Source organism: Vibrio crassostreae, assembly GCF_041439375.1.
GTDB lineage: Bacteria > Pseudomonadota > Gammaproteobacteria > Enterobacterales > Vibrionaceae > Vibrio > Vibrio crassostreae_D.
Genome location: NZ_JBGONY010000006.1, coordinates 1 through 23653 on the forward strand (window position 1 = coordinate 1; position 23653 = coordinate 23653).

Annotated in this window: 19 protein-coding genes; 13 read left to right on the forward strand and 6 right to left on the reverse strand. The window is 45.4% G+C overall.

The window, feature by feature from the left end:
- Positions 1 to 285 precede the first annotated feature (285 nt).
- From secE to rpoC, 8 genes are all read left to right on the forward strand, one after another.
- On the forward strand, positions 286 to 663 hold the full coding sequence (gene secE / locus ACED45_RS04320) for a preprotein translocase subunit SecE (protein ID WP_010435558.1): 378 nt from the start codon (positions 286 to 288) through the stop codon (positions 661 to 663).
- A gap of 13 nt (positions 664 to 676) precedes the next feature.
- Positions 677 to 1225, forward strand: a complete 549-nt coding sequence (nusG, locus tag ACED45_RS04325) for a transcription termination/antitermination protein NusG (protein ID WP_010435556.1) — start codon at positions 677 to 679, stop codon at positions 1223 to 1225.
- Between the two features lie 213 nt (positions 1226 to 1438).
- On the forward strand, positions 1439 to 1867 hold the full coding sequence (gene rplK / locus ACED45_RS04330; protein ID WP_010435555.1) for a 50S ribosomal protein L11: 429 nt from the start codon (positions 1439 to 1441) through the stop codon (positions 1865 to 1867).
- Positions 1868 to 1871: 4 nt separating this feature from the next.
- Positions 1872 to 2576 (forward strand): 50S ribosomal protein L1, encoded by a 705-nt coding sequence (gene rplA / locus ACED45_RS04335; protein WP_048659214.1) that lies wholly within the window; start codon positions 1872 to 1874, stop codon positions 2574 to 2576.
- 250 nt (positions 2577 to 2826) lie between these two features.
- Complete coding sequence (rplJ, locus tag ACED45_RS04340; protein ID WP_010435550.1) at positions 2827 to 3321, forward strand: 50S ribosomal protein L10; 495 nt, start codon at positions 2827 to 2829, stop codon at positions 3319 to 3321.
- A 57-nt stretch (positions 3322 to 3378) separates the two neighbouring features.
- Positions 3379 to 3747, forward strand: coding sequence for a 50S ribosomal protein L7/L12 (rplL, locus tag ACED45_RS04345; protein WP_017631516.1), 369 nt, complete (start codon positions 3379 to 3381; stop codon positions 3745 to 3747).
- Between the two features lie 235 nt (positions 3748 to 3982).
- Positions 3983 to 8011 (forward strand): DNA-directed RNA polymerase subunit beta, encoded by a 4029-nt coding sequence (gene rpoB, locus ACED45_RS04350; RefSeq protein WP_017060526.1) that lies wholly within the window; start codon positions 3983 to 3985, stop codon positions 8009 to 8011.
- A gap of 92 nt (positions 8012 to 8103) precedes the next feature.
- On the forward strand, positions 8104 to 12306 hold the full coding sequence (gene rpoC / locus ACED45_RS04355; protein WP_017060527.1) for a DNA-directed RNA polymerase subunit beta': 4203 nt from the start codon (positions 8104 to 8106) through the stop codon (positions 12304 to 12306).
- A gap of 359 nt (positions 12307 to 12665) precedes the next feature.
- Here the strand turns inward: rpoC and rsd are convergent, their stop codons facing one another.
- Positions 12666 to 13163: a sigma D regulator gene (gene rsd, locus ACED45_RS04360; RefSeq protein WP_371713372.1), complete on the reverse strand. Its 498-nt coding sequence runs from the start codon at positions 13161 to 13163 to the stop codon at positions 12666 to 12668.
- A 165-nt stretch (positions 13164 to 13328) separates the two neighbouring features.
- On the opposite strand from rsd, the gene nudC reads away from it, so the two are divergent.
- Positions 13329 to 14138, forward strand: a complete 810-nt coding sequence (nudC, locus tag ACED45_RS04365) for an NAD(+) diphosphatase (RefSeq protein ID WP_371713373.1) — start codon at positions 13329 to 13331, stop codon at positions 14136 to 14138.
- Between the two features lie 299 nt (positions 14139 to 14437).
- Complete coding sequence (gene hemE / locus ACED45_RS04370) at positions 14438 to 15505, forward strand: uroporphyrinogen decarboxylase (RefSeq protein ID WP_017060530.1); 1068 nt, start codon at positions 14438 to 14440, stop codon at positions 15503 to 15505.
- Between the two features lie 103 nt (positions 15506 to 15608).
- Here the strand turns inward: hemE and ACED45_RS04375 are convergent, their stop codons facing one another.
- Together ACED45_RS04375 and ACED45_RS04380 are read right to left on the reverse strand one after the other, a co-directional pair.
- Positions 15609 to 16202, reverse strand: coding sequence for a uracil-DNA glycosylase family protein (locus tag ACED45_RS04375; RefSeq protein WP_371713374.1), 594 nt, complete (start codon positions 16200 to 16202; stop codon positions 15609 to 15611).
- The gene (locus ACED45_RS04380; protein WP_055319891.1) at positions 16202 to 17128 is read right to left on the reverse strand and encodes a D-2-hydroxyacid dehydrogenase; all 927 of its coding nucleotides are present in this window, start codon (positions 17126 to 17128) and stop codon (positions 16202 to 16204) included. The genes ACED45_RS04375 and ACED45_RS04380 overlap by 1 nt, the downstream gene beginning before the upstream one ends.
- 71 nt (positions 17129 to 17199) lie before the next feature.
- On the opposite strand from ACED45_RS04380, the gene ACED45_RS04385 reads away from it, so the two are divergent.
- Complete coding sequence (locus ACED45_RS04385; RefSeq protein WP_017062699.1) at positions 17200 to 17787, forward strand: YjaG family protein; 588 nt, start codon at positions 17200 to 17202, stop codon at positions 17785 to 17787.
- Positions 17788 to 17867: 80 nt separating this feature from the next.
- Here ACED45_RS04385 and ACED45_RS04390 read toward each other — a convergent pair whose 3' ends face one another.
- Positions 17868 to 19034 (reverse strand): CNNM domain-containing protein, encoded by a 1167-nt coding sequence (locus ACED45_RS04390; RefSeq protein ID WP_371713375.1) that lies wholly within the window; start codon positions 19032 to 19034, stop codon positions 17868 to 17870.
- 270 nt (positions 19035 to 19304) lie between these two features.
- Here ACED45_RS04390 and hupA point away from each other — a divergent pair, with 270 nt between their 5' ends.
- Together hupA and ACED45_RS04400 are read left to right on the forward strand one after the other, a co-directional pair.
- The gene (gene hupA, locus ACED45_RS04395; RefSeq protein WP_004729753.1) at positions 19305 to 19577 is read left to right on the forward strand and encodes a nucleoid-associated protein HU-alpha; all 273 of its coding nucleotides are present in this window, start codon (positions 19305 to 19307) and stop codon (positions 19575 to 19577) included.
- Positions 19578 to 19624: 47 nt separating this feature from the next.
- A complete protein-coding gene (locus ACED45_RS04400; RefSeq protein WP_017068859.1) occupies positions 19625 to 20323 on the forward strand; it encodes a DUF1481 domain-containing protein in 699 nt (232 codons plus the stop codon).
- Positions 20324 to 20505: 182 nt separating this feature from the next.
- On the opposite strand, the gene purD is transcribed toward ACED45_RS04400, so the two are convergent.
- Positions 20506 to 21795: a phosphoribosylamine--glycine ligase gene (purD, locus tag ACED45_RS04405; RefSeq protein ID WP_054542683.1), complete on the reverse strand. Its 1290-nt coding sequence runs from the start codon at positions 21793 to 21795 to the stop codon at positions 20506 to 20508.
- Between the two features lie 92 nt (positions 21796 to 21887).
- Complete coding sequence (purH, locus tag ACED45_RS04410) at positions 21888 to 23495, reverse strand: bifunctional phosphoribosylaminoimidazolecarboxamide formyltransferase/IMP cyclohydrolase (RefSeq protein ID WP_371713376.1); 1608 nt, start codon at positions 23493 to 23495, stop codon at positions 21888 to 21890.
- Between the last annotated feature and the right edge of the window lie 158 nt (positions 23496 to 23653).

Below are 23653 nucleotides of genomic sequence, written 5' to 3' on the forward strand. Positions count from 1 at the left end.
TCGCAATCCGCGAAGGTGGCCGTACAGTTGGTGCTGGTGTTGTAGCTAAAATCTTTGCATAAGATTTGACGAACCACTAGTAAAAAGGGCATCATTTGATGCCCTTTTTCTGCGCTAAAAAAAGAGTTGGATGTTTTGACATCGATTTTTGCTCTTAGCAAAGAATTAAACGGTCTTTTTGACTAAAATGACTGTTAGATGTGTTGTTTTGCAACGCAAAGGAATGTGCCCTGCAACAGCGGGGTTATTGTCGTCTATATTTAAGACTTATCACAGGTTGGTTTTATGAAAGCAAACGCTGAAACTCCTGATAGCTCAGGTGCAGCAGATACAATGAAGTGGATTGTCGCTTTTGTTCTGTTGGCTGCTGCTGTTGTGGGTAATTACCTGTATGGTGAATTGTCTGTTGTAATTCGCGCTGCAGGTGTAGTTGTGCTGATTGCTGCCGCACTAGGCGTTGCAGCAACAACAACTAAAGGTAAAGCTGCGATCGATTTTGCAAAAGAATCTCGTATGGAGATTCGTAAAGTTGTTTGGCCTACTCGCCAAGAAACTATGCAAACTACATTGATCGTTTTAGCTGTATGTATTGTTATGTCTCTAGTGCTTTGGGGAATTGACGGCATTATGGTCCGTCTAGTTTCTCTAGCAACTGGGGTGTAGAGGGTTCTGATTCATGAGTGAAGCTCCAAAAAAACGTTGGTATGTAGTTCAAGCCTTTTCTGGCTTTGAAGGTCGTGTTGCACAGTCGCTACGCGAGCATATTAAAATGCACAACATGGAAGAACTATTTGGCGATGTGCTAGTACCTACTGAAGAAGTAGTGGAAATGCGTGCTGGCCAACGTCGTAAAAGTGAACGTAAATTCTTCCCTGGCTACGTATTAGTTCAAATGATCATGAATGATGAATCATGGCACTTAGTACGCAGCATTCCGCGTGTTATGGGCTTCATTGGTGGTACCTCTGATCGTCCTGCACCAATCACTGATAAAGAAGCTGATGCTATCTTGAACCGTCTAGAGAAAGCGAGCGAGTCTCCACGTCCTAAGACAATGTTCGAAGCGGGTGAAGTGGTTCGTGTGAACGATGGTCCATTTGCTGACTTCAACGGTACTGTTGAAGAAGTAGATTACGAGAAAAGCCGCATTAAGGTATCTGTATCGATCTTTGGTCGTGCAACACCAGTTGAGCTTGAATTTGGTCAGGTTGAAAAACTGGACTAAAACTCTGACATTTGAGCAAGCTGTGGATAAATGCTTCATAAGTTGTTCAAAATAAAAGAGTATAAAAAATCACCTTTTTAGGGTTGTTAAAGGCGCGAATTATGATTATAATTTCGCGCCTTTTTGCTTCTGCGGAAGTAAAAAAGAGTTAATTGAATTTATGGGGAGCTCGCCTTACGGCTAGCGCATGTACCCAAAATATTAGGAAATATCATGGCTAAGAAAGTTGAAGCTTATATCAAACTGCAAGTTGCAGCTGGTATGGCAAACCCAAGTCCACCGGTTGGTCCTGCTCTAGGTCAACACGGCGTGAACATCATGGAATTCTGTAAAGCGTTCAACGCAAAAACAGAATCTGTTGAGAAAGGTCTACCTACTCCAGTAGTTATTACTGTTTACAACGACCGTTCTTTCACGTTCGTAACTAAGACTCCACCTGCTGCTGTTCTTCTTAAGAAAGCTGCTGGCGTTAAGTCTGGTTCAGGTCGTCCAAACACTGAGAAAGTTGGTACTGTAACTGACGCTCAAGTACAGGAAATCGCAGAAACTAAAGCTGCTGATATGACTGGTGCTGACATCGAAGCAATGAAGCGTTCTATTGCTGGTACTGCTCGTTCAATGGGCCTAGTGGTAGAGGGATAAGATCATGGCTAAACTTACTAAGCGTATGCGCGTAATCCGCGACAAAGTTGACGCGACTAAAGAATACGAAATCAACGAAGCTGTTGCTCTTCTTAAAGAACTAGCGACTGCTAAATTCGTTGAGTCTGTAGATGTTGCTGTTAACCTAGGCATCGATGCTCGTAAATCTGACCAAAACGTTCGTGGCGCAACTGTGCTACCTCACGGTACTGGCCGTGACATCCGCGTTGCTGTGTTCACTCAAGGTGCAAACGCAGAAGCAGCTAAAGCAGCTGGCGCAGATATCGTTGGTATGGAAGATCTTGCTGAGCAAGTGAAAAAAGGCGAAATGAACTTCGACGTTGTTGTTGCTTCTCCAGATGCAATGCGTGTTGTTGGTCAACTAGGTACAATCCTAGGTCCACGCGGCCTTATGCCAAACCCTAAAGTTGGTACTGTAACTCCTAACGTTGCTGAAGCGGTTAAGAACGCTAAAGCTGGTCAGGTTCGTTACCGTAACGACAAGAACGGCATCATCCACACTACTATCGGTAAAGCATCTTTCGAAGCTAACCAGCTTCAAGAGAACCTAGAAGCTCTTCTAGTTGCTCTTAAGAAAGCTAAGCCTTCTTCAGCTAAGGGTACTTACCTGAAGAAAGTAAGCATCTCTACTACGATGGGTGCTGGTGTTGCTGTTGATCAAGCTAGTCTTGACACTCAAGCAAACTAATTTGCTTAGGCGCAGATTTAGTGTATACTTCTGCGCCTAATATTTGTGGTTGGGTGGTTTTAAAGCAATTTGAAATCATCTATCCCAAGACCGTAGGCGCTGTCGATTTTCATTAGATTATTGATAGCTTAATAAAACCTACGTAGGCGATGTTGTGGTTTGAAGTGAATTTATTCATTTTTAAATAACATCGTAAACGCTCATTACATTTTGTATTGAGTGCTGTAATCACAACCAGAGGTTAATCCAAATGGCTTTAAATCTTCAAGACAAAAAAGCAATTGTTGCTGAAGTCAACGAAGCTGCCAGTGGTGCACTTTCTGCAGTTGTAGCTGATTCTCGTGGCGTTGAAGTTGGCGCAATGACTTCTCTACGTAAACAAGCTCGCGAAGCGGGTGTTTACATGAAAGTTGTTCGTAACACACTAGCACGCCGTGCGGTTCAGGGTACAGACTACGAGTGTCTAGTAGACACTTTCACTGGTCCAACTCTGATCGCATTCTCTAATGAGCACCCAGGTGCTGCAGCGCGTCTTTTCAAAGACTTCGCTAAAGAGAATAAAGATTTCGAGATCAAAGCTGCTGCATTTGAAGGCGCAGTTACTGATGCTGAAGTACTAGCGACACTACCAACTTACGACGAAGCTATCGCACGCCTAATGATGTGCATGAAAGAAGCTTCTGCTGGCAAGCTGGTTCGTACTATCGCTGCTGTTCGCGACCAAAAAGAAGAAGCTGCGGCATAAGCCTTGCTTTTCACTGGTTGCTATTTAAACTTATTGTTGACTTAAAAGAGAATTGTTATGTCTATTACTAACGAGCAAATCCTAGACGCAGTTGCAGAAATGTCTGTAATGCAAGTTGTTGAGCTTATCGAAGCTATGGAAGAGAAATTCGGCGTTACTGCAGCTGCTGCTGTTGTAGCTGGCGGCGCAGCTGGCGGCGACGCTGCTGCTGAGCAAACTGAATTCGACGTTATCCTAACTGCTGCTGGCGCTAACAAAGTACAAGTTATCAAAGCTGTACGTGGCGCAACTGGCCTAGGTCTTAAAGAAGCTAAAGGTCTTGTAGACTCAGCTCCTGCAGCGCTTAAAGAAGGCGTTGACAAAGCTGAAGCTGAAGCTCTTAAAGCACAGCTAGAAGAAGCTGGCGCTTCTGTTGAAATCAAGTAATTATTACTTAATTTCATAGCCGCAAGGCTAATGGCTGGTGGTTTATTAACCACCGGCCTTTTTGCGCTGTAGGGCTATGACGAAATTTCCGCTGTTTAACCGTCATAATCCGAGCAAAAAAACAGTCATTTTTTCGAAATGATTGTTCACTACCACTAAACAGCTGTTTGTCACCACCCCCTCTGAAGAGTGTTTTGGGTGGTTTGGGTCACTTATCAGCGAGCTGAGGAACCCCATGGTTTACTCTTATACCGAGAAAAAGCGCATCCGTAAGGATTTTGGTACTCGTCCACAAGTTTTGGACATTCCATACCTGTTATCGATCCAGCTTGATTCTTTCGACAAATTCATCGAACAGGATCCAGAAGGTCAATACGGTCTTGAAGCTGCTTTCCGTTCTGTATTTCCAATTCAGAGCTACAACGGCAATTCTGAGCTGCAATACGTTAGCTACCGTCTTGGTGAGCCAGTTTTTGACGTTAAAGAATGTCAAATCCGCGGTGTTACTTACTCAAAGCCACTACGCGTAAAACTACGTCTAGTTATCTTTGATCGAGATGCACCAGCAGGTACTGTAAAAGACATTAAAGAACAAGAAGTCTACATGGGCGAAATTCCGCTTATGACAGACAATGGTACTTTCGTAATTAATGGTACCGAGAGGGTTATCGTATCCCAGCTGCACCGAAGCCCAGGCGTGTTCTTCGACAGTGATAAGGGTAAGACCCACTCATCAGGTAAAGTTCTTTATAACGCACGTGTAATTCCTTATCGTGGCTCATGGTTAGACTTTGAGTTCGATCCTAAGGATAACTTATTCGTACGTATCGACCGTCGTCGTAAGCTACCAGCATCGATTATTCTTCGTGCACTTGGTAAATCGACTGAAGAGATCCTTGATCTATTCTTCGACAAAGTGAACTTCGAAGTTAAAGACCAAACTCTTCTTATGGAGTTGGTTCCTGATCGTCTACGTGGTGAAACTGCGTCATTCGACATCGAAGCAAACGGCAAAACTTACGTTGAGACTGGTCGTCGTGTTACTGCTCGCCATATCCGTCAACTTGAGAAAGATGGCGTTGAGCACATCGAAGTACCAGTAGAGTACATCGTTGGTAAAGTTGCATCTAAAGATTACATCAATGAAGCAACTGGTGAGATCATCGTTGGCGCGAACCAAGAGATTAGCCTAGAAGCACTTGCTAACCTGTCTCAAGCAGGCCACAAGGCTCTACAAACTCTGTTCACGAATGACCTAGATCACGGTCCATTCATGTCAGACACTCTACGTGCAGATAGCACAGTAGATCGCATCTCTGCATTGGTAGAAATCTACCGCATGATGCGTCCTGGCGAGCCACCAACGAAAGAAGCTGCAGAGTCTCTATTCGAAAGCCTATTCTTCTCTGAAGAACGTTACGACCTATCAACTGTAGGTCGTATGAAGTTCAACAGCTCTATCGAGCGTGAAGAAGAAGAAGAGCGCGGTACTCTGGATGAATCAGACATCATCGAAGTGATGAAGAAACTGATTGGTATCCGTAACGGTATTGGTGAAGTGGACGATATCGACCACCTTGGCAACCGTCGTATCCGTTCTGTAGGTGAAATGGCAGAAAACCAATTCCGTGTTGGTCTAGTTCGTGTAGAACGTGCCGTTAAAGAACGCCTAAGCCTTGGTGACCTTGATGCAATCATGCCTCAAGATCTTATCAACGCTAAGCCGATCTCTGCTGCAGTTAAAGAATTCTTTGGCTCTTCACAGCTTTCACAGTTCATGGACCAAAACAACCCATTGTCAGAAGTTACGCACAAACGTCGTATCTCTGCTTTAGGTCCTGGTGGTCTTACTCGTGAGCGCGCAGGCTTCGAAGTACGTGACGTTCACGTAACTCACTACGGTCGTCTATGTCCGATCGAAACGCCTGAAGGTCCAAACATCGGTCTAATTAACTCGCTATCTGCGTTTGCACGTTGTAACGATTACGGTTTCCTAGAAACTCCGTACCGTCGTGTAGTTGATGGTGTAGTAACAGAAGAAGTTGATTACCTGTCTGCAATCCAGGAAGGTCAATTCGTAATCGCGCAAGCAAACACCATTCTTACTGAAGAAGGTACGTTTGCAGATGAGCTAATCACAGCTCGTCAAAAAGGTGAATCTGGTCTTCACCCACGCGATCACGTTGACTACATGGACGTTGCGACAAACCAGGTTGTATCTATCGCTGCTTCGCTTATCCCGTTCCTAGAACACGATGATGCGAACCGTGCATTGATGGGTGCCAACATGCAACGTCAAGCTGTACCAACACTTAAGGCTGATAAGCCTCTAGTAGGTACGGGTATCGAACGTAACATCGCAGTTGACTCTGGTGTTACAGCGGTTGCTAAACGTGGTGGTCAAGTTCAGTCTGTAGACGCTTCTCGTATCGTAGTTAAGGTTAACGAAGATGAATTGGTACCTGGCGAAGCTGGTATCGATATCTACAACCTAACTAAGTACACGCGTTCGAACCAAAACACATGTATTAACCAACGTCCAACTGTACTTCCAGGTGAACCAGTTGCACGCGGTGATGTTCTTGCTGATGGTCCTTCAACAGACCTTGGTGAACTTGCTCTTGGCCAAAACATGCGTATCGCATTCATGCCTTGGAACGGTTACAACTTCGAAGACTCGATCTTAGTATCTGAGCGCGTAGTTCAAGAAGACCGTTTCACGACAATCCACATCCAAGAACTATCTTGTGTGGCTCGTGATACTAAGCTGGGTTCTGAAGAGATCACAGCTGATATTCCAAACGTAGGTGAGTCTGCTCTGTCTAAACTAGACGAGTCAGGTATCGTTTACATTGGTGCTGAAGTTAAGGGTGGCGACATCCTAGTTGGTAAAGTAACCCCTAAAGGTGAAACTCAACTGACTCCTGAAGAGAAGCTACTACGTGCTATCTTCGGTGAGAAAGCATCTGATGTTAAAGATACTTCTCTACGTGTACCAAACTCTGTTTCGGGTACTATCATCGATGTACAAGTCTTCACTCGCGATGGCGTAGAGAAAGACAAGCGTGCACTTGAAATCGAACAGATGCAGCTTAAAGAAGCTAAGAAAGACCTAACTGAAGAGTTCCAAATTCTTGAGGGTGGCCTTCTTAACCGTGTTAAAGCTGTACTTCTGTCTGGTGGTTACTCTGAAGCTAAGCTTGATACTATCGGTCGTAAGCAATGGCTAGAGCAAGTTCTAGAAGACGATGCGCTACAAACACAGCTTGAGCAACTTGCTGAGCAGTGGGATGAGCTAAAAGCAGACTTCGATAAGAAGTTTGAAACTAAGCGTCGTAAAATCACTCAAGGTGATGATCTAGCGCCTGGCGTTCTTAAGATTGTTAAAGTTTACCTAGCGGTTAAACGTCGTATCCAGCCTGGTGATAAGATGGCCGGTCGTCACGGTAACAAAGGTGTAATCTCTAAGATTAACCCTGTTGAAGACATGCCATACGATGAGAAAGGTCAGCCTGTAGACATCGTACTTAACCCGCTGGGTGTACCATCGCGTATGAACATCGGTCAGATCCTAGAAGTTCACTTAGGTTTGGCTGCGAAAGGTATCGGTGACAAGATCAACCAAATGGTTAAGGAACAACAAGAACTGCATAAGTTCCGTGAGTTCCTACAGAAGGTTTACGATCTTGGTGATACTCGTCAGAAAGTTGATATTGCTGAACTGTCTGATGATCAAGTTCGTACACTGATCAAGAACCTACGTGGCGGTCTACCGATTGCTACTCCTGTGTTCGACGGTGCTTCTGAATCTCTAATCAAAGAACTACTTAAACTGGGTGATCTGCCAGAATCTGGTCAGCTTAAACTGTTTGATGGTCGTACTGGTGATTCGTTTGAGCGTCCTGTAACTGTTGGTTACATGTACATGCTGAAACTGAACCACTTGGTTGATGACAAGATGCACGCTCGTTCAACTGGTTCTTACAGCCTAGTAACTCAGCAACCACTTGGTGGTAAAGCTCAGTTCGGTGGTCAGCGTTTCGGTGAGATGGAAGTATGGGCACTAGAAGCATACGGTGCTGCATATACTCTACAAGAAATGCTAACAGTTAAGTCGGATGACGTTAACGGCCGTACTAAGATGTATAAGAACATCGTAGACGGTAACCATAGCATGGAACCTGGTATGCCTGAGTCGTTCAACGTACTGTTGAAAGAGATTCGCTCGCTAGGTATCAACATCGAGCTAGAAGACGAAGAGTAATCCCTCCTCTTTTTTAAAAGAAGATAGGATTATTTGGTAAAAGGGAGCTTGCTACAGCAGTGAGCTCCTTTAACTCCTTACAGGAGCTGAATGTGAAAGACTTATTAAACTTTCTAAAAGCACAGCATAAGACCGAAGAATTTGATGCAATCAAAATCGGTCTATCTTCACCAGACATGATCCGTTCATGGTCTTTTGGTGAAGTTAAAAAGCCGGAAACAATTAACTATCGTACGTTCAAACCTGAACGTGATGGTCTGTTCTGTGCACGTATTTTTGGTCCAGTTAAAGACTACGAATGTCTTTGTGGCAAATACAAGCGCCTGAAGCACCGTGGTGTTATCTGTGAGAAGTGTGGCGTTGAAGTTACACAAACTAAAGTTCGTCGTGACCGCATGGGCCACATCGAGCTAGCTTCACCAGTTGCTCACATCTGGTTCCTAAAATCACTACCGTCTCGTATCGGTCTACTAATGGATATCCCTCTACGTGATATCGAACGTGTTCTTTACTTCGAGATGTACGTAGTAACTGAACCAGGTATGACTGATCTAGAAAAATCTCAGATGCTTACTGAAGAAGAGTATCTGGATCGTCTAGAAGAGTGGGGTGACGAATTCACTGCTAAGATGGGTGCTGAAGCGATCAAAGATCTGCTTGCAACAATGGACCTTCATCAAGAAGTGGAAGAAATGCGCGAAGAGTTAGAAACAACTAACTCAGAAACTAAGCGTAAAAAAGTTACTAAGCGCCTGAAGCTAGTTGAAGCGTTCATTGCATCGGGTAACGATCCGCAATGGATGATTCTGACTGTACTTCCGGTTCTGCCGCCAGATCTACGTCCTCTAGTACCACTAGATGGCGGTCGTTTTGCGACTTCAGATCTGAACGACCTTTACCGTCGTGTGATCAACCGTAACAACCGTTTGAAGCGTCTTCTAGAGCTAGCTGCTCCGGACATCATCGTACGTAACGAAAAACGTATGCTGCAAGAGTCTGTTGATGCACTTCTAGATAACGGTCGTCGTGGTCGTGCTATCACTGGTTCGAACAAGCGTCCTCTGAAATCTCTTGCTGATATGATCAAGGGTAAACAGGGTCGTTTCCGTCAGAACCTTCTAGGTAAACGTGTAGACTACTCTGGCCGTTCTGTAATCACAGTAGGTCCATACCTTCGTCTACATCAGTGTGGTCTTCCTAAGAAGATGGCACTTGAGCTATTTAAGCCGTTCATCTACAGCAAGCTAGAAACTCGTGGCATGGCTACGACAATCAAAGCTGCTAAGAAGATGGTAGAGCGCGAAGAAGCTATCGTTTGGGATATCCTAGACGAAGTAATCCGCGAACACCCAGTACTGCTTAACCGTGCACCTACACTTCACCGTCTAGGTATCCAAGCGTTTGAACCAGTACTAATCGAAGGTAAAGCGATTCAGCTTCACCCACTAGTGTGTGCGGCATACAACGCCGACTTCGATGGTGACCAAATGGCGGTACACGTGCCTCTAACTCTAGAAGCACAGCTTGAAGCACGTACACTGATGATGTCGACGAATAACATTCTGTCGCCAGCGTCAGGTGATCCGATCATCGTACCTTCTCAGGACGTTGTATTGGGTCTTTACTACATGACACGTGACAAGATCAACGTGAAAGGCGAAGGTATGTACCTTGCTGGCCCTGCTGAGGCTGAAAAGGCATACCGTACTAAGACTGCTGAGCTACACGCTCGCGTTAAAGTACGTATCACCGAGACTGTAGTAGACGAAGATGGTAACAGCACTACTGAAACGAAGATGGTTGATACAACTGTCGGCCGTGCAATGCTATGGCAAATCGTTCCAGCTGGCCTACCGTACAGCATCGTTAACCAAAAGTTAGGTAAGAAGCAGATCTCTACTCTTCTTAACGAGTGTTACCGTAAGCTTGGTCTAAAAGATACAGTAGTATTTGCTGACCAAATCATGTACGCAGGTTTTGCATACGCTGCACTTTCTGGTGTTTCTGTAGGTATCGACGATATGGTTGTACCTCAAGCGAAATACGATGAAATTGAATCTGCTGAAGAAGAAGTTCGCGAAATCCAAGAGCAATTCCAATCTGGTCTTGTTACTGCGGGTGAGCGCTACAACAAAGTTATCGATATCTGGGCATCTACGAATGACCGCGTTGCGAAAGCAATGATGGATAACCTATCTTCTGAAACAGTTATCAACCGTGACGGCGAAGAAGAACAGCAAGAATCGTTCAACAGCATCTACATGATGGCCGACTCGGGCGCACGTGGTTCTGCAGCTCAGATTCGTCAGCTAGCAGGTATGCGTGGTCTGATGGCGCGTCCAGATGGTTCAATCATCGAAACGCCGATCACCGCGAACTTTAAAGAAGGTCTAAACGTCCTTCAGTACTTTATCTCAACGCACGGTGCTCGTAAGGGTCTTGCGGATACAGCACTGAAAACAGCAAACTCGGGTTACCTAACTCGTCGTCTAGTAGACGTTGCTCAAGACGTTGTAGTACACGAACATGACTGTGGCACGCATGAAGGTATCGACATGATGCCTCACATCGAAGGTGGTGACGTTAAAGTTGCACTTTCTGAGCTTGCTCTAGGTCGTGTAGTAGCTGAAGACGTTCTTAAGCCTGGTACTGAAGATGTACTGATTCCACGTAATACTCTGATTGATGAGAAGTGGTGTCAAATCATGGAAGACAACTCAGTAGATAGCATGAAAGTGCGCTCTGTTGTTACCTGTGATGCAGACTTCGGTTGTTGTGCACAGTGTTACGGTCGTGACCTAGCACGTGGTCACCTAGTGAACCAAGGTGAAGCAGTTGGTGTTATCGCTGCACAATCTATCGGTGAACCGGGTACACAGCTAACGATGCGTACGTTCCACATCGGTGGTGCGGCATCTACTGCAGCAGCAGAGAACAGCATCCAAGCTAAGACAACTGGTACTGTGAAACTTCACAATGCTAAGTTCGTAGTTAACAAAGATAAGAAACTGGTTATCACTTCTCGTGCATCTGAGATGACGATTATTGATGAATTCGGCCGTACTAAAGAGAAGCACAAACTTCCTTACGGTTCGATGCTAACCAAAGGCGACAACGCAGCAGTTACTGCTGGTGAAGTTGTAGCTAACTGGGAAGCGCATACCATGCCAATCATCACTGAAGTGGCAGGTCGTATCCAATTCGTAGATATGATCGATGGTATTACAGTTTCTCGTCAAACTGACGATCTAACGGGTCTTTCTTCAAGTGAAGTTACAGACGCAGCAGCTCGCCCAGCAGCAGGTAAAGATATGCGTCCAGCTATCAAACTTGTTGATGAGCAAGGTAACGACGTAATGATCCCTGGTACTGATATGCCAGCTCACTACTTCCTACCTGGCAAAGCGATTGTAAACATTGAAGATGGCGCTGAAGTTGGCATTGGTGACACACTATCTCGTATCCCTCAAAAATCGAGCGGAAACAAAGATATCACCGGTGGTCTACCACGCGTAGCTGACCTATTCGAAGCTCGTAAGCCTAAAGAGCCTGCGATCCTTGCTGAGCACACAGGTACTGTGTCTTTCGGTAAAGAAACGAAAGGTAAGCGTCGTCTAGTAATCACTCGTGAAGGCGGTGACGCTTACGAAGAGATGATTCCTAAGCATCGTCAATTGAACGTGTTCGAAGGTGAGAAGATTGAACGTGGTGATGTAATCGCCGACGGTCCTGAAACTCCACACGATATCCTGCGTCTACGTGGTATCCACGCAGTAACTCAGTACATCGCGAACGAAGTTCAAGAAGTTTACCGCTTACAAGGCGTAAAGATTAACGATAAGCACATCGAGACTATCGTTCGTCAAATGCTACGTAAGTGTACAATCACTCATTCTGGTGACTCTCCGTTCCTACCTGGCGAACAAGTTGAGTACCACAATGTTAAGATTGCTAACCGTAAGCTAGAAGCTGAAGGTAAAGAACTAGTACGTTTCGAACGTGATCTACTAGGTATTACTAAAGCATCTCTTGCAACTGAGTCATTCATCTCAGCTGCATCGTTCCAAGAAACGACTCGCGTACTAACAGAAGCTGCGGTTTCTGGTAAGCGTGATGACCTTCGCGGTCTGAAAGAGAACGTAATTGTTGGTCGTCTGATCCCAGCTGGTACTGGTTTCGCATACCACCAAGAGCGTCAAAAGCAACGTGAAGAAGAGCAAGAAGGTCCTTCAGCTGAACAAGCTACTGACAACCTAGCAGCACTTCTAAACGCTGGTTTCTCTTCAGAAGAGTAAGCTCTACGAGTAGTCTCTAAGAGATAAGAAAAAGGCACCTTTGGGTGCCTTTTTTGTATCTGGCGTATTGGTGTTTAACGAGGGCCTATAGATTAGAATCTGATAGGTTTGCTTGATTGCTTGATTGCTTGATTGCTTGGCTGGTGGACTTAGTCACGAGTACTTTTTCGAAGGTAGTTTTGAGTGTTTGCAGGAAGAGCGTGAGGGTGAAACTGGTGACAAGTGTTAAGTCTGGTTATCGCCAAACATCAGAGTAGGGACGAACCAATAACCTCTGGTAGAAGAGTTGGATGTTTTAGGTAACGCTACAGACAAAACAAAAAGCTTGCACAGAGGCAAGCTTAGAAGATGTTAAGCCATTACGCTCCTGGTGGGACCGCTAGGCTGTCGGCAATTTGTTGTATCAGTTGGTCTTCAACCGCAAATCTCGCCTCAAGAATCTCACCAACGAGTGATAGCTCACTATCAAAGCTTTCTAATGTATCGGTCGCTTCAATGGCAGCGTATTTATCGGTGAAGTTGAGCAGTGGATCTGTGGTAAGAACGATATGACTATAAGATTGGTTGATTTCGTCTGTTGCTTTGAAGCCAGTAGACTGCCATTTATCCATCACCATGTCATAGATTTTGAAATGACCTTCAGAGATGTAATCAACAAGGTGTTGGCTGAATTTTTGGAGCTCTTCTGGAGAAGGCAGTTCGGTGATTGCAGTTGCTTTCGACGATGAAGGCTGCAGAGCGGCAAGCTTACAATACTCAACGATTAGAGACTGTCGAGTTTCGAGCCAATGATCGATGACCTCATTAGAGCCACCCCATTGTTCTTGTATTTGTTTGAATTTATTTAGCATGACCATGTCCTCATGATCTGATCACAACCTTGTGATCAAGTAATTGCCTAAGCAGGGTCCGTTTTATTGGTAGCTACTAAAAGTAATAGCTTGAAATATTCTCTGCTACAACTCTAGTATGAAATTAGATTGCCAGTAAAATGAACGAACTGCAAGCAATGAGGCATAGGGATGTTAAAAAAAAGTGATAAAAAAATGACAGAGCAAGCTTATTGGTGCGTCGTTTCTGGTAGTGATATTTGGGTTAATAATGATCAGTTTCCGTTTGGCTCTGCTGAAGAGCTAGGGCTGAGTATTGAGCATGCAATCTGTATTGGTCAACATCAAGGTCGCAAGGTGTATTGGCTCAACGATTGTGATGTGGAGAATAAGTTGAGCATGGTCAGCCTAAGAGAGTTGCTGCACTGGCCTGAAGCGAGTTTCTTGACTGCAAGCAAAGCCATCCAATATGGGCATATGACTCAAAGTATGCGCTTTTGCCCTCAATGTGGCGGCCGTAATCACCTCAATCATAACCAGGTGGCGATGCAGTGTGGAGATTGCCGCACGCTTCATTATCCTCGTATCTTCCCGTGCATCATTGTCGCTGTACGAAACCACAACAAGATATTGCTTGCGCAGCACCCAAGACATAAAACAGGCATGTATACCGTGATAGCGGGCTTCCTAGAGGTCGGAGAAACCTTAGAGCAGTGTGTGGCAAGAGAAGTCAAAGAAGAAACGGGTATCGATGTCTACAACATTCGTTACTTTGGCAGTCAGCCATGGGCGTTTCCATCGAGTATGATGATGGGCTTTCTTGCAGATTATGCTGGTGGTACGCTTAAGCCTGACTACAGCGAGCTATCGGATGCTCAATGGTTTGGCGTAACAGGCCTACCTGATGTTGCTCCTGTTGGAACCATTGCGAGACAGTTGATTGAGAAAACAGTTGATGACGTGATGAAAGATGGTGTGACGGAGCAGATGCTAGAGCACTAATTGGCCTGTGATAGTATTTAGCCTATGGGTAGTCAAAAGCTAAAAAAAACCCTCCACAAGTGGAGGGGGTAAGTAAGATGTCGTTATGAGATGCTGAGTAGTGACTACTCAGATGTTATAATTGTAATTTTCGCTAGCGAACAAATTTTTAACATGCTCCCGTAATTGGGTGCAAATTAAGCATTGATTTAAAAGTTAATAACTTGATCTAGGTTGCAAAGCACACAGCTTTTACCCTTCAATCAGTGTTAGAATACTTGCCATCAAAACTAGACAAGATTGAATTGGAATTTAACGGAATGACCGAATTAAAAAACGATCGCTATTTACGCGCACTTTTAAAACAGCCTGTTGATTACACACCGGTATGGATGATGCGCCAAGCTGGCCGCTATCTTCCTGAGTACAAAGCAACGCGCGCTGAAGCGGGCGATTTCATGTCTTTGTGCAAAAACGCGGAACTGGCATCAGAAGTAACACTTCAACCTTTACGTCGTTTCCCGCTTGATGCGGCAATCTTGTTCTCAGACATCCTAACTATCCCTGATGCAATGGGCTTAGGTTTGTACTTTGAAACAGGTGAAGGTCCTAAGTTTGAGCGTCCTATCACGTGTAAAGCTGACGTAGAGAAGATTGGCTTACCCGATCCAGAAGGTGAGCTTCAATACGTAATGAATGCCGTTCGTCAGATCCGTAAAGACCTGAAAGGCGAAGTGCCGCTGATTGGTTTCTCTGGTAGCCCATGGACTCTAGCGACATACATGGTTGAAGGTGGGAGCTCTAAAGCATTCACTAAGATCAAAAAGATGATGTACGCAGAACCACAAACACTGCACCTGCTTCTAGACAAGCTGGCTGACAGTGTTATCGAATACCTGAACGCGCAAATTAAAGCGGGTGCTCAATCAGTAATGGTATTTGATACATGGGGTGGTGTACTGACTCCTCGTGACTACAACCTATTCTCACTGCAATACATGCACAAAATCGTTGATGGCTTAATCCGTGAAAACGAAGGTCGTCGTGTACCGGTTACTTTGTTCACTAAGAACGGTGGCATGTGGCTTGAGTCTATCGCAGCAACAGGTTGTGATGCGGTTGGTCTAGACTGGACAATCAACATCGCAGATGCAAAAGCTCGCATCGGCGACAAAGTTGCTCTGCAAGGTAACATGGATCCTTCAATGCTTTACGCTCAGCCTGAACGTATTCGCGAAGAAGTGGGCAGCATCCTAGAAGGCTTCGGCGACGGTGGTACAGGTCATGTATTTAACCTAGGCCACGGTATCCACTTAGATGTACCGCCAGAGAACGCTGGTGTATTCGTTGACGCTGTTCACGAATTGTCTAAGCCTTACCACAAGTAACTCTGAGTAAGATGATTGAAAGCGCTGTTGGGAAACCAACAGCGCTTTTTTATTGCCTGAAATTGGTATTTGATCGCGCTTTAATCTTGTTGTGTGCAGTTAATTAGGCATTTGGATCATGGTAGGCCAAATGCTCTGAGATGTTTTTCCTGATATAGGGAATGACTTCACTTTCAAACCAAGGGTTCTTCTTTAGCCAGATATTATTGCGTGGCGAAGGGTGAGGTAATGGCAAAAATTCAGGCGCCCAAGCCTGCCAGTTTTTGACTGTTTCTGTCAGCGTTTTGGTGGTTCTTTCCTTTAAATAATAGTTTTGCGCATATTGACCAATCAATAGTGTCATTTGAATGTTGGGCAATGACTGCAGTACTTTTTTGTGCCAGAGCTCTGCGCATTCTTTGCGTGGTGGCAGATCGCCACTCTTTCCTTTTCCCGGATAACAAAACCCCATAGGCACAATCGCGACTTTATGCTCGTCGTAAAAAGTATCGCTGTCTATCCCTAACCAGTCTCTTAATCGTTCGCCACTGGCGTCATTCCAAGGGATCGACGACTCATGCACCTTGATACCCGGCGCTTGACCTATGATCAGCAAACGCGCATTTGGGTGTGCTTGAATCACTGGGTTGGCACCGTGTGATAGGTGAGGTTCACAAGCTCGGCATTGTCGAATCTCTTTAAGTAACGAAGAGGACATCAGTAACCTTTATCAAAATCGATGACATGATTAAGTGTAAAGCCATCTCGCCATTGTTGGTAATTCTCTGCGAAGATCTCGACCACTTGTCTTGGCTCACTGAGTGCAGCGATGTGCGGAGTGATGGTAACTTGCGGTAGTTTCCAGAAAGGGTGTTCTTGCGAGAGGGGTTCACTTTCAAACACATCTAAAAATGCGTGTTCTACCCATCTGTTTTTTATGGCGAGCAACAAGGCTTTATTGTCGATGCTCTCTCCTCGACCGACATTAAACAGCAACACATTAGAGCAGTAGCCTAACGTGGTTTGGTTCAACAACTGATAGGTTTCAGCAGTTGATGGCAGGGTGTTGACCACAATATCGGCCTGCTTGAGGGCAGCCTCTATCTCATTGATGTGGAAAGTCTCTTTAAAGGTTTCTTGTTTGGATGGGATACCCGTACGGTTGACACCTATGGTATGAATACCAAAAGCGGCCGCGGTTTTTGCTAAATGACTGCCGATTGAACCTGTTCCTAAAATCACCATAGTTTTGTCAGTTAGGCTAGTATAAAGCTGTGGCTGCCAGTTTCGTTGTTGTTGATGCTGATGGTAATGAGGAAAGTGTCTACAGTGGCTGATTGCGTAACCTAAAACGTACTCCGCGATAGCCGGGCCAAAGATACCTTTGACGTTGGTCAGCGTGTAATCCTGACGAAGGTCTGGCTGAGTGAGTTTATTGATGCCAGCGTAGGTACTCTGTACCCAGTCTAGCTCTTTAAACTCGCCAAGGCGCTCGGCTATCAGGGGAGGCGAGGCTAATACAATTTCAGCTAACTCGGGGTTTTGAGTGATTTCTAGGTCGGGTAAATCCTGGTTTAGAATCAGTTGCGTATAGGTATCGTTATGCTCAGTAAGAATATAGAGCTTATTCGTGAAATTGTTCATCGGCTTACCTTTTCCCCCCAGGGTTTATCAAGTACACTTTCGCTGTCTTTTTCTGCAATTATTGAGTGACTATGCTTCAGAATCCACTGCAGGTTCGTCTTGAAAAGTTAGAACCTTGGCAACAAATTACCTTTATGGCGTGTCTATGTGAGCGTATGTACCCTAACTATGCCATGTTTTGTGAGAATACAGAATTTGCGGAAGCTCGAATCTATCGTGATGTTTTGGATAGCATTTGGGAAATCCTGACGGTTAAAACAGCAAAGGTGAACTTTGAGCGTCAACTTGAGAAGGTTGAAGAGCTATTCCCTAGCGGTGATGATTTTGATTTTTATGGTGTTTACCCAGCAATGGACGCATGCCAAGGCCTAGCAACGCTAATTCATGGCCTGCTTGACCGTGAACATATGTTGGAAGCGGTAATTAAAGTGAGTCAACAATCGGTGAAGACGGTTGCTGAGCTTGAGTTTGCTCAAGGCGCTGAAGAAGTGACGAACGAAAACCAGAAAGAAAACGAAGCGGTATGTGAAGAGTGGGACGTTCAGTGGGCCATTTTCCGACCTTTACGTGAAACGACTGAGCGTGACTTAGAGTTGATCAAAGACCTACGCCACGAACTGCGTGAAGACCCAGTCAGTAACATTGGTGTTGCGCTATAATTCGCAATTGCACCAAGGTACGAATAAAAACAAAGGCTCCCTAGGGAGCCTTTGTGGTATCTGACGGTATCAAATTGAGATTAAGCGTCTTTTTTGTCTTCGTTCTGCACTTTGTCTTTTGATGCGTCGTCGTCATTCGTTGATTTTGCATCTGAAGAGTCGTTGTCTGCTGAAACTTCTTGCTCTAGCTCGTCTTCTTCGTCGCGGTTTTCGATCACACCGTGGGTCTCTTTCCACTTTTCCCAACGCTGAAATGCCAGTTCCTGCATGTCGGTCGTCTTATCCGCTTCGTCAACGATCTCTTCGCCAACAAGGTGTTCAAAAATGTCTTCTAGGGTAATGATGCCTTGGATTGTGCCGTACTCATCAACCACGAGAGATAGCTGCAAACGTTGAGCCATCATTTGGTCAAACGCTTTTGGTAACGGCAAGTTATTCAGTAATACATGAATAGGGCGCATCACATCACCTAGAGATTTCTCTCCGCTGCCAGCTTGTTGAAGCCTAAACAGCTCTAAGCGGTGCACAAAACCGATGATGTTGTCACTCTGCTCGCTGTAAACCAACGGGCGTGAGAATGGCGTATCTTTATGATCCGCTAGGAACTGATTGATACTCATCTCAGCATCGACACGGAATACTACTGGTCGTGGTGTCATTACTTGCGTCACAGGTACATCTTGAATGCCAAGTAGGTTGCTTAGGATTTTCGATTCGCCTTCTGCAAATTCACCACTCTCTTTTGCCAAAATCGCCATCGCAGACAATTCATCACGCATTTTTGGTGCTTCGTGACCACGAGCTAGGCGCTTAGTGATCTGCTCAGAGAACCAAACAAACGGTGTTAGGAAGAACACCATCCAACGAAGCACGCTCGCCGATGCTGGCGCAAGTTGACGCCAGTAAGTTGCACCAATGGTTTTGGGAACAATCTCAGACAGTACCAAAATACCTAGAGTTAGCACGGCAGAGAATACACCTAGCCATTGGCTACCAAAAACCACCGCCGCTTGTGCACCTGCTGTCGCAGCACCGATAGTATGGGCGATGGTGTTGAGCGTTAAAATTGACGCAAGCGGGCGGTCAATATCTGTTTTCAGTTTGTCTAAAGACTCTGCTGCAGGGTGCCCATTTTGTTTTAGTTGAGCAATGTAGCTCGGACTAATACTCAAAAGTACAGCTTCCAAAACAGAACAAATGAAAGAAACTCCAATAGCAATGGAGACGTAAATAGATAGCAGCAGCATGTTTGCCCTTAAATTAAATTGTACGCTTTAGCAGCGATTCAGCGTGGATTATAGTGAAAAAGTAGTGGCTAGGTCATCATTAATTTTGCTCTCAGCCCCTTTTAAACAAGGGCTTGCTTAATAAAATCAGTAACAAATTGTGAGTTATTACTCATATTATGGCTAAAACTACGGCATTAGAGCTAAAGATCGACGACAAACCTTTGCCAGATGGGGCATTTATGTTTTAGAGTGAATTGAATTCAAAAATACAAAGAAGGGAAACCTAAAATGAACAAGACTCAATTAATCGACTTTATTGCTGAAAAAGCGGACCTTTCTAAAGCACAAGCTAAAGCTGCTCTAGAAGCGACTCTTGGCGGTGTTACAGATGCTCTTAAAGATGGCGATCAAGTTCAGCTAATTGGTTTTGGTACTTTTAAAGTAAACCACCGTGCAGCTCGCACTGGTCGTAACCCAAAAACTGGTGATGAGATCCAAATCGCTGCTGCAAATGTTCCAGCATTTGTTGCAGGTAAAGCGCTGAAAGATTCAGTGAAATAATCTAAACTGTACCGAGGTAGTCGTATTCCACCTCGGTACAGGTTTTTATGAAAAAAGCATTTCTTCTCGTTTCACTATTATCTACATTTCTTATTGGCTGTTCTTCAACAAGCCCTCGCAAAAACCTAGAGCAATTTGAAACTCATACCGGCGGCCAAGTCATGGGCGACGCGACAAGTTTCTACTGGGTTACAAACAAGCTAACACAACCTCATACTTCAGCTGACTACGTCACTGTCGGCGATTACGGCTGGTACCAAACTGATTATGCTTGGTCAGAAGGCGTGCTGCGAGAATTCATTCGTGAAGGCGAGCAGCGTAACTCTTCGAATGAGCTGGTTCCTTATCGTGTCCATGTGCGTTTCAATAAGTCAGGCGAAGCTGTGTATCAACAGTATCGTATTGATAGCAAAATCTTACCTATCCAAGCTAAGCAACTCGAAAACTACCAGAAAGAAGCTAAGTCGGTTCTAGAGACTACGATGAAGCAGAATGACGAAGGGCTCAGACTGGTTCAGGGTTACTGGGATGGCAGCTCTTTTAAGACGTGCGCTGGTGGTGAATTTGATCGCATTGAATTTAACCAGACCTTACCAAGCTTCGTGATCGACCGATTGGCATCAGTGGAAAGCTATGCGGCGTTTCTTGGCAGTGACTTACTCGGTAAGATGAGCGTAGAAGAGTTACTGATGCTGGCTGAAGACAGTCATGATTGTGTCGTGAGGCCATCGTTGCTGAAAGAATAGAAAGCAATCAAAGAATTAAGAGTATTTGGCCTACTGTAGGCTAAGTGCCTATTTGTCTGTACAAATACAGATTCTTGTGTAAATGAGATAATAAAAAGGCGCCTATTGAGGCGCCTTTTTCTGTTATTCACTTGCTGTCATTTGCTTACTGTTATTGGAAAGTAAGCGAGCAACAAGATTGTTTACTGCTCTTGTTCGCGCGCAATCGCACGGTAACCAATATCATTGCGGTGGAACATACCATTCCAGCTAACTTGCTTAGTCAACGCGTAAGCGCGCTCTTGAGCCTCAGAAACCGTATTGCCCAGTGCTGTTGCACAAAGTACACGACCGCCGTTTGTCACCACATCGCCAGCTTCATTATTTGTCGTACCCGCGTGGAAAACCTTTTGGCCTTCAACTTCGCTTGTTGGTAGTGAAATAACGTCACCTTTTGCGTAGTCAGCAGGGTAACCGCCAGCCGCAAGAACAACACCGATAGAAGCGCGTGGATCCCACTTCGATTCTGCTTCGTCGAGCTTCTCGTCGATAGCCATTAGGCAAAGTTCAACAAGGTCTGACTCCATACGCATCATGATAGGTTGCGTTTCAGGGTCGCCAAAGCGGCAGTTGTATTCGATAACTTTAGGTGTGCCGTCAGCATCGATCATTAGGCCAGCGTAAAGGAAACCTGTGTAAGGTGCGCCTTCTGCGTCCATACCACGTACCGTTGGGTAGATAACTTCCTCAAGGATACGGTTGTGGATTTCTGGAGTTACAACCGGCGCAGGAGAGTAAGCACCCATGCCGCCCGTGTTCGGCCCAGTGTCTTTGTCGCCAACACGTTTGTGATCTTGGCTGGTGGCCATAGGAAGCACGCTAGAGCCGTCAACCATTACGATGAAGCTTGCTTCTTCGCCTTCGAGGAACTCTTCGATAACCACGCGGCTGCCTGCTTCGCCAAAGGCGTTGCCCGCTAGCATGTCTTTGATTGCGTCTTCTGCTTCTTCAAGGGTCATCGCAACGATAACGCCTTTACCTGCCGCAAGACCGTCAGCTTTCACTACGATAGGAGCGCCTTGCTCGCGAACGTAAGCGATAGCTGGCTCAATCTCAGTGAAGTTTGAGTAGTAACCTGTTGGGATATCATGACGAGCTAGGAAGTCTTTAGTGAATGCTTTAGAGCCTTCAAGCTGTGCTGCAGCTTGAGTAGGGCCGAAGATTGGCAAACCTACTTCGCGGAATGCATCAACCACACCGATAACCAATGGTGCTTCAGGGCCCACGATAGTCAGTTCGATTTTTTTATCTTGGGCAAACGCGACTAAACCAGCGATGTCTTCAACGCCGATGTTTACGTTCTCAAGTTTCGGCTCAAGTGCAGTACCAGCGTTACCTGGAGCGATGAATACCGTTTCAACATTTGGGTTTTGTGCCGCTTTCCAACCAAGTGCGTGCTCACGACCGCCAGCACCAATAATAAGAACTCGCATTGTAAAATCCTTAACTTAAATTGCTTAAGCCTCGAAGGTCATTCGAGGCTTTGAACTGTTTCTAGAACTTAGAACTAGAAACCAAGTGATTTTTAATGATTAAAGTGACGCATGCCTGTAAAGATCATCGCCATGCCGTGTTCGTCTGCTGCTGCGATGACTTCGTCATCACGCATAGAGCCGCCCGGTTGGATAACACACTTGATGCCAGCTTCTGCTGCCGCGTCGATACCGTCACGGAATGGGAAGAATGCATCTGATGCCATCACACAACCTTCAACCTTTAGACCTTCGTCTGCAGCTTTGATGCCTGCGATTTTCGCAGAGTAAACGCGGCTCATTTGGCCAGCGCCAACACCAATTGTCATGTCGCCTTTCGAGTAAACGATAGCGTTAGATTTAACGTATTTCGCTACTTTCCAGCAGAATAGAGCATCTTTCAATTCTTCAGCTGTTGGCTGGCGCTTAGAAACCACTTTCAGGTCATCTTCAGATACCATGCCTTGGTCGCGGTCTTGAACTAGCAAACCACCGTTAACGCGTTTAACGTCAAAGCCAGTTGTCTTCGTTGTCCACTCACCACACTCAAGTAGGCGAAGGTTTTTCTTAGCCGCTACGATTGCTACTGCTTCAGCAGAAACTGATGGTGCAATGATAACTTCAACGAATTGACGCTCAGTGATAGCCGTTGCTGTTGCAGCGTCTAGCTCACGGTTGAAAGCGATGATGCCGCCAAATGCAGACGTTGGGTCTGTTTTGAATGCACGGTCGTAAGCTTCTAGGATGTCTTCACCTAGTGCTACACCACATGGGTTGGCGTGCTTAACAATCACACATGCTGGCTGGTCGAACTCTTTCACACACTCAAGTGCTGCGTCAGTATCAGCGATGTTGTTGTAAGAAAGCGCTTTACCTTGGATTTGGCGAGCAGTAGAAACTGATGCTTCTTCAGGGTTCGCTTCAACGTAGAATGCTGCTGCTTGGTGGCTGTTCTCACCGTAGCGCATGTCTTGCTTCTTCTCGAATTGCTGGTTGAACGTGCGAGGGAATTTGCTCTTGTTTTCAGGAGAAGGTTCGTCACCTTCTTTGTTCTCACCGTAAGATGGAACCATAGTGCCGAAGTAGTTTGCGATCATGCCGTCGTAAGAAGCGGTGTGCTCGAATGCTGCGATAGCGAGGTCGAAGCGAGTCCCTAGTGTTAGAGATTTCTCGTTCGCGTCCATTTCAGCGACAACGCGCTCGTAGTCGTGTGCGTTAACAACAATAGTGACATCTTTGTGGTTTTTCGCTGCAGAGCGAACCATTGTTGGACCGCCGATGTCGATGTTCTCAACAGCGTCAGCAAGAGTACAACCTTCTTTAGCAACGGTTTCTGCGAATGGGTATAGGTTTACAACAACCATATCGATAGGGTTGATACCGTGAGTTTCCATCACGTCATCATCTTGACCACGACGGCCTAGAACACCACCATGAACTTTTGGGTGCAGAGTCTTAACACGGCCATCCATCATTTCTGGGAAACCAGTGTAGTCAGATACTTCTGTAACAGAGATGCCTTTTTCAGCAAGCAGGCGAGCAGTGCCACCGGTAGATAGGATATCTACACCACGGTTAGCAAGAGCTTGTGCAAATTCAACGATACCAGTTTTGTCTGATACGCTGATTAGAGCGCGGCGAATTGGACGAGCGTTATTCATGCTTCCATCTTCCTCAAATTCATGGGGTTAAAATAAAGATATTTGCCAAAAAAGAACTTGTTTCTATCTTCTTAGCGTGGATTATCTTAGATACCAGTAAGAGATAAAATATTGGCCAGTTTTGGTAAAGACCTTTTGGGTTAGTCTTATGATTAAGC

What these genes read in the sequence shown, in the direction of transcription:
- hupA (WP_004729753.1), top strand. Translation starts at nt 19,305, where the DNA reads ATGAACAAGACTCAATTAATCGACTTTATTGCTGAAAAAGCGGACCTT.
- nusG (WP_010435556.1), top strand. Translation starts at nt 677, where the DNA reads ATGAGTGAAGCTCCAAAAAAACGTTGGTATGTAGTTCAAGCCTTTTCT.
- ACED45_RS04380 (WP_055319891.1), bottom strand. Translation starts at nt 17,128, where the DNA reads ATGAACAATTTCACGAATAAGCTCTATATTCTTACTGAGCATAACGAT.
- ACED45_RS04400 (WP_017068859.1), top strand. Translation starts at nt 19,625, where the DNA reads ATGAAAAAAGCATTTCTTCTCGTTTCACTATTATCTACATTTCTTATT.
- ACED45_RS04385 (WP_017062699.1), top strand. Translation starts at nt 17,200, where the DNA reads ATGCTTCAGAATCCACTGCAGGTTCGTCTTGAAAAGTTAGAACCTTGG.
- rpoB (WP_017060526.1), top strand. Translation starts at nt 3,983, where the DNA reads ATGGTTTACTCTTATACCGAGAAAAAGCGCATCCGTAAGGATTTTGGT.
- ACED45_RS04390 (WP_371713375.1), bottom strand. Translation starts at nt 19,034, where the DNA reads ATGCTGCTGCTATCTATTTACGTCTCCATTGCTATTGGAGTTTCTTTC.
- rplK (WP_010435555.1), top strand. Translation starts at nt 1,439, where the DNA reads ATGGCTAAGAAAGTTGAAGCTTATATCAAACTGCAAGTTGCAGCTGGT.
- nudC (WP_371713373.1), top strand. Translation starts at nt 13,329, where the DNA reads ATGTTAAAAAAAAGTGATAAAAAAATGACAGAGCAAGCTTATTGGTGC.
- rsd (WP_371713372.1), bottom strand. Translation starts at nt 13,163, where the DNA reads ATGGTCATGCTAAATAAATTCAAACAAATACAAGAACAATGGGGTGGC.
- ACED45_RS04375 (WP_371713374.1), bottom strand. Translation starts at nt 16,202, where the DNA reads ATGTCCTCTTCGTTACTTAAAGAGATTCGACAATGCCGAGCTTGTGAA.
- purH (WP_371713376.1), bottom strand. Translation starts at nt 23,495, where the DNA reads ATGAATAACGCTCGTCCAATTCGCCGCGCTCTAATCAGCGTATCAGAC.
- hemE (WP_017060530.1), top strand. Translation starts at nt 14,438, where the DNA reads ATGACCGAATTAAAAAACGATCGCTATTTACGCGCACTTTTAAAACAG.
- rplJ (WP_010435550.1), top strand. Translation starts at nt 2,827, where the DNA reads ATGGCTTTAAATCTTCAAGACAAAAAAGCAATTGTTGCTGAAGTCAAC.
- rplA (WP_048659214.1), top strand. Translation starts at nt 1,872, where the DNA reads ATGGCTAAACTTACTAAGCGTATGCGCGTAATCCGCGACAAAGTTGAC.
- purD (WP_054542683.1), bottom strand. Translation starts at nt 21,795, where the DNA reads ATGCGAGTTCTTATTATTGGTGCTGGCGGTCGTGAGCACGCACTTGGT.
- secE (WP_010435558.1), top strand. Translation starts at nt 286, where the DNA reads ATGAAAGCAAACGCTGAAACTCCTGATAGCTCAGGTGCAGCAGATACA.
- rplL (WP_017631516.1), top strand. Translation starts at nt 3,379, where the DNA reads ATGTCTATTACTAACGAGCAAATCCTAGACGCAGTTGCAGAAATGTCT.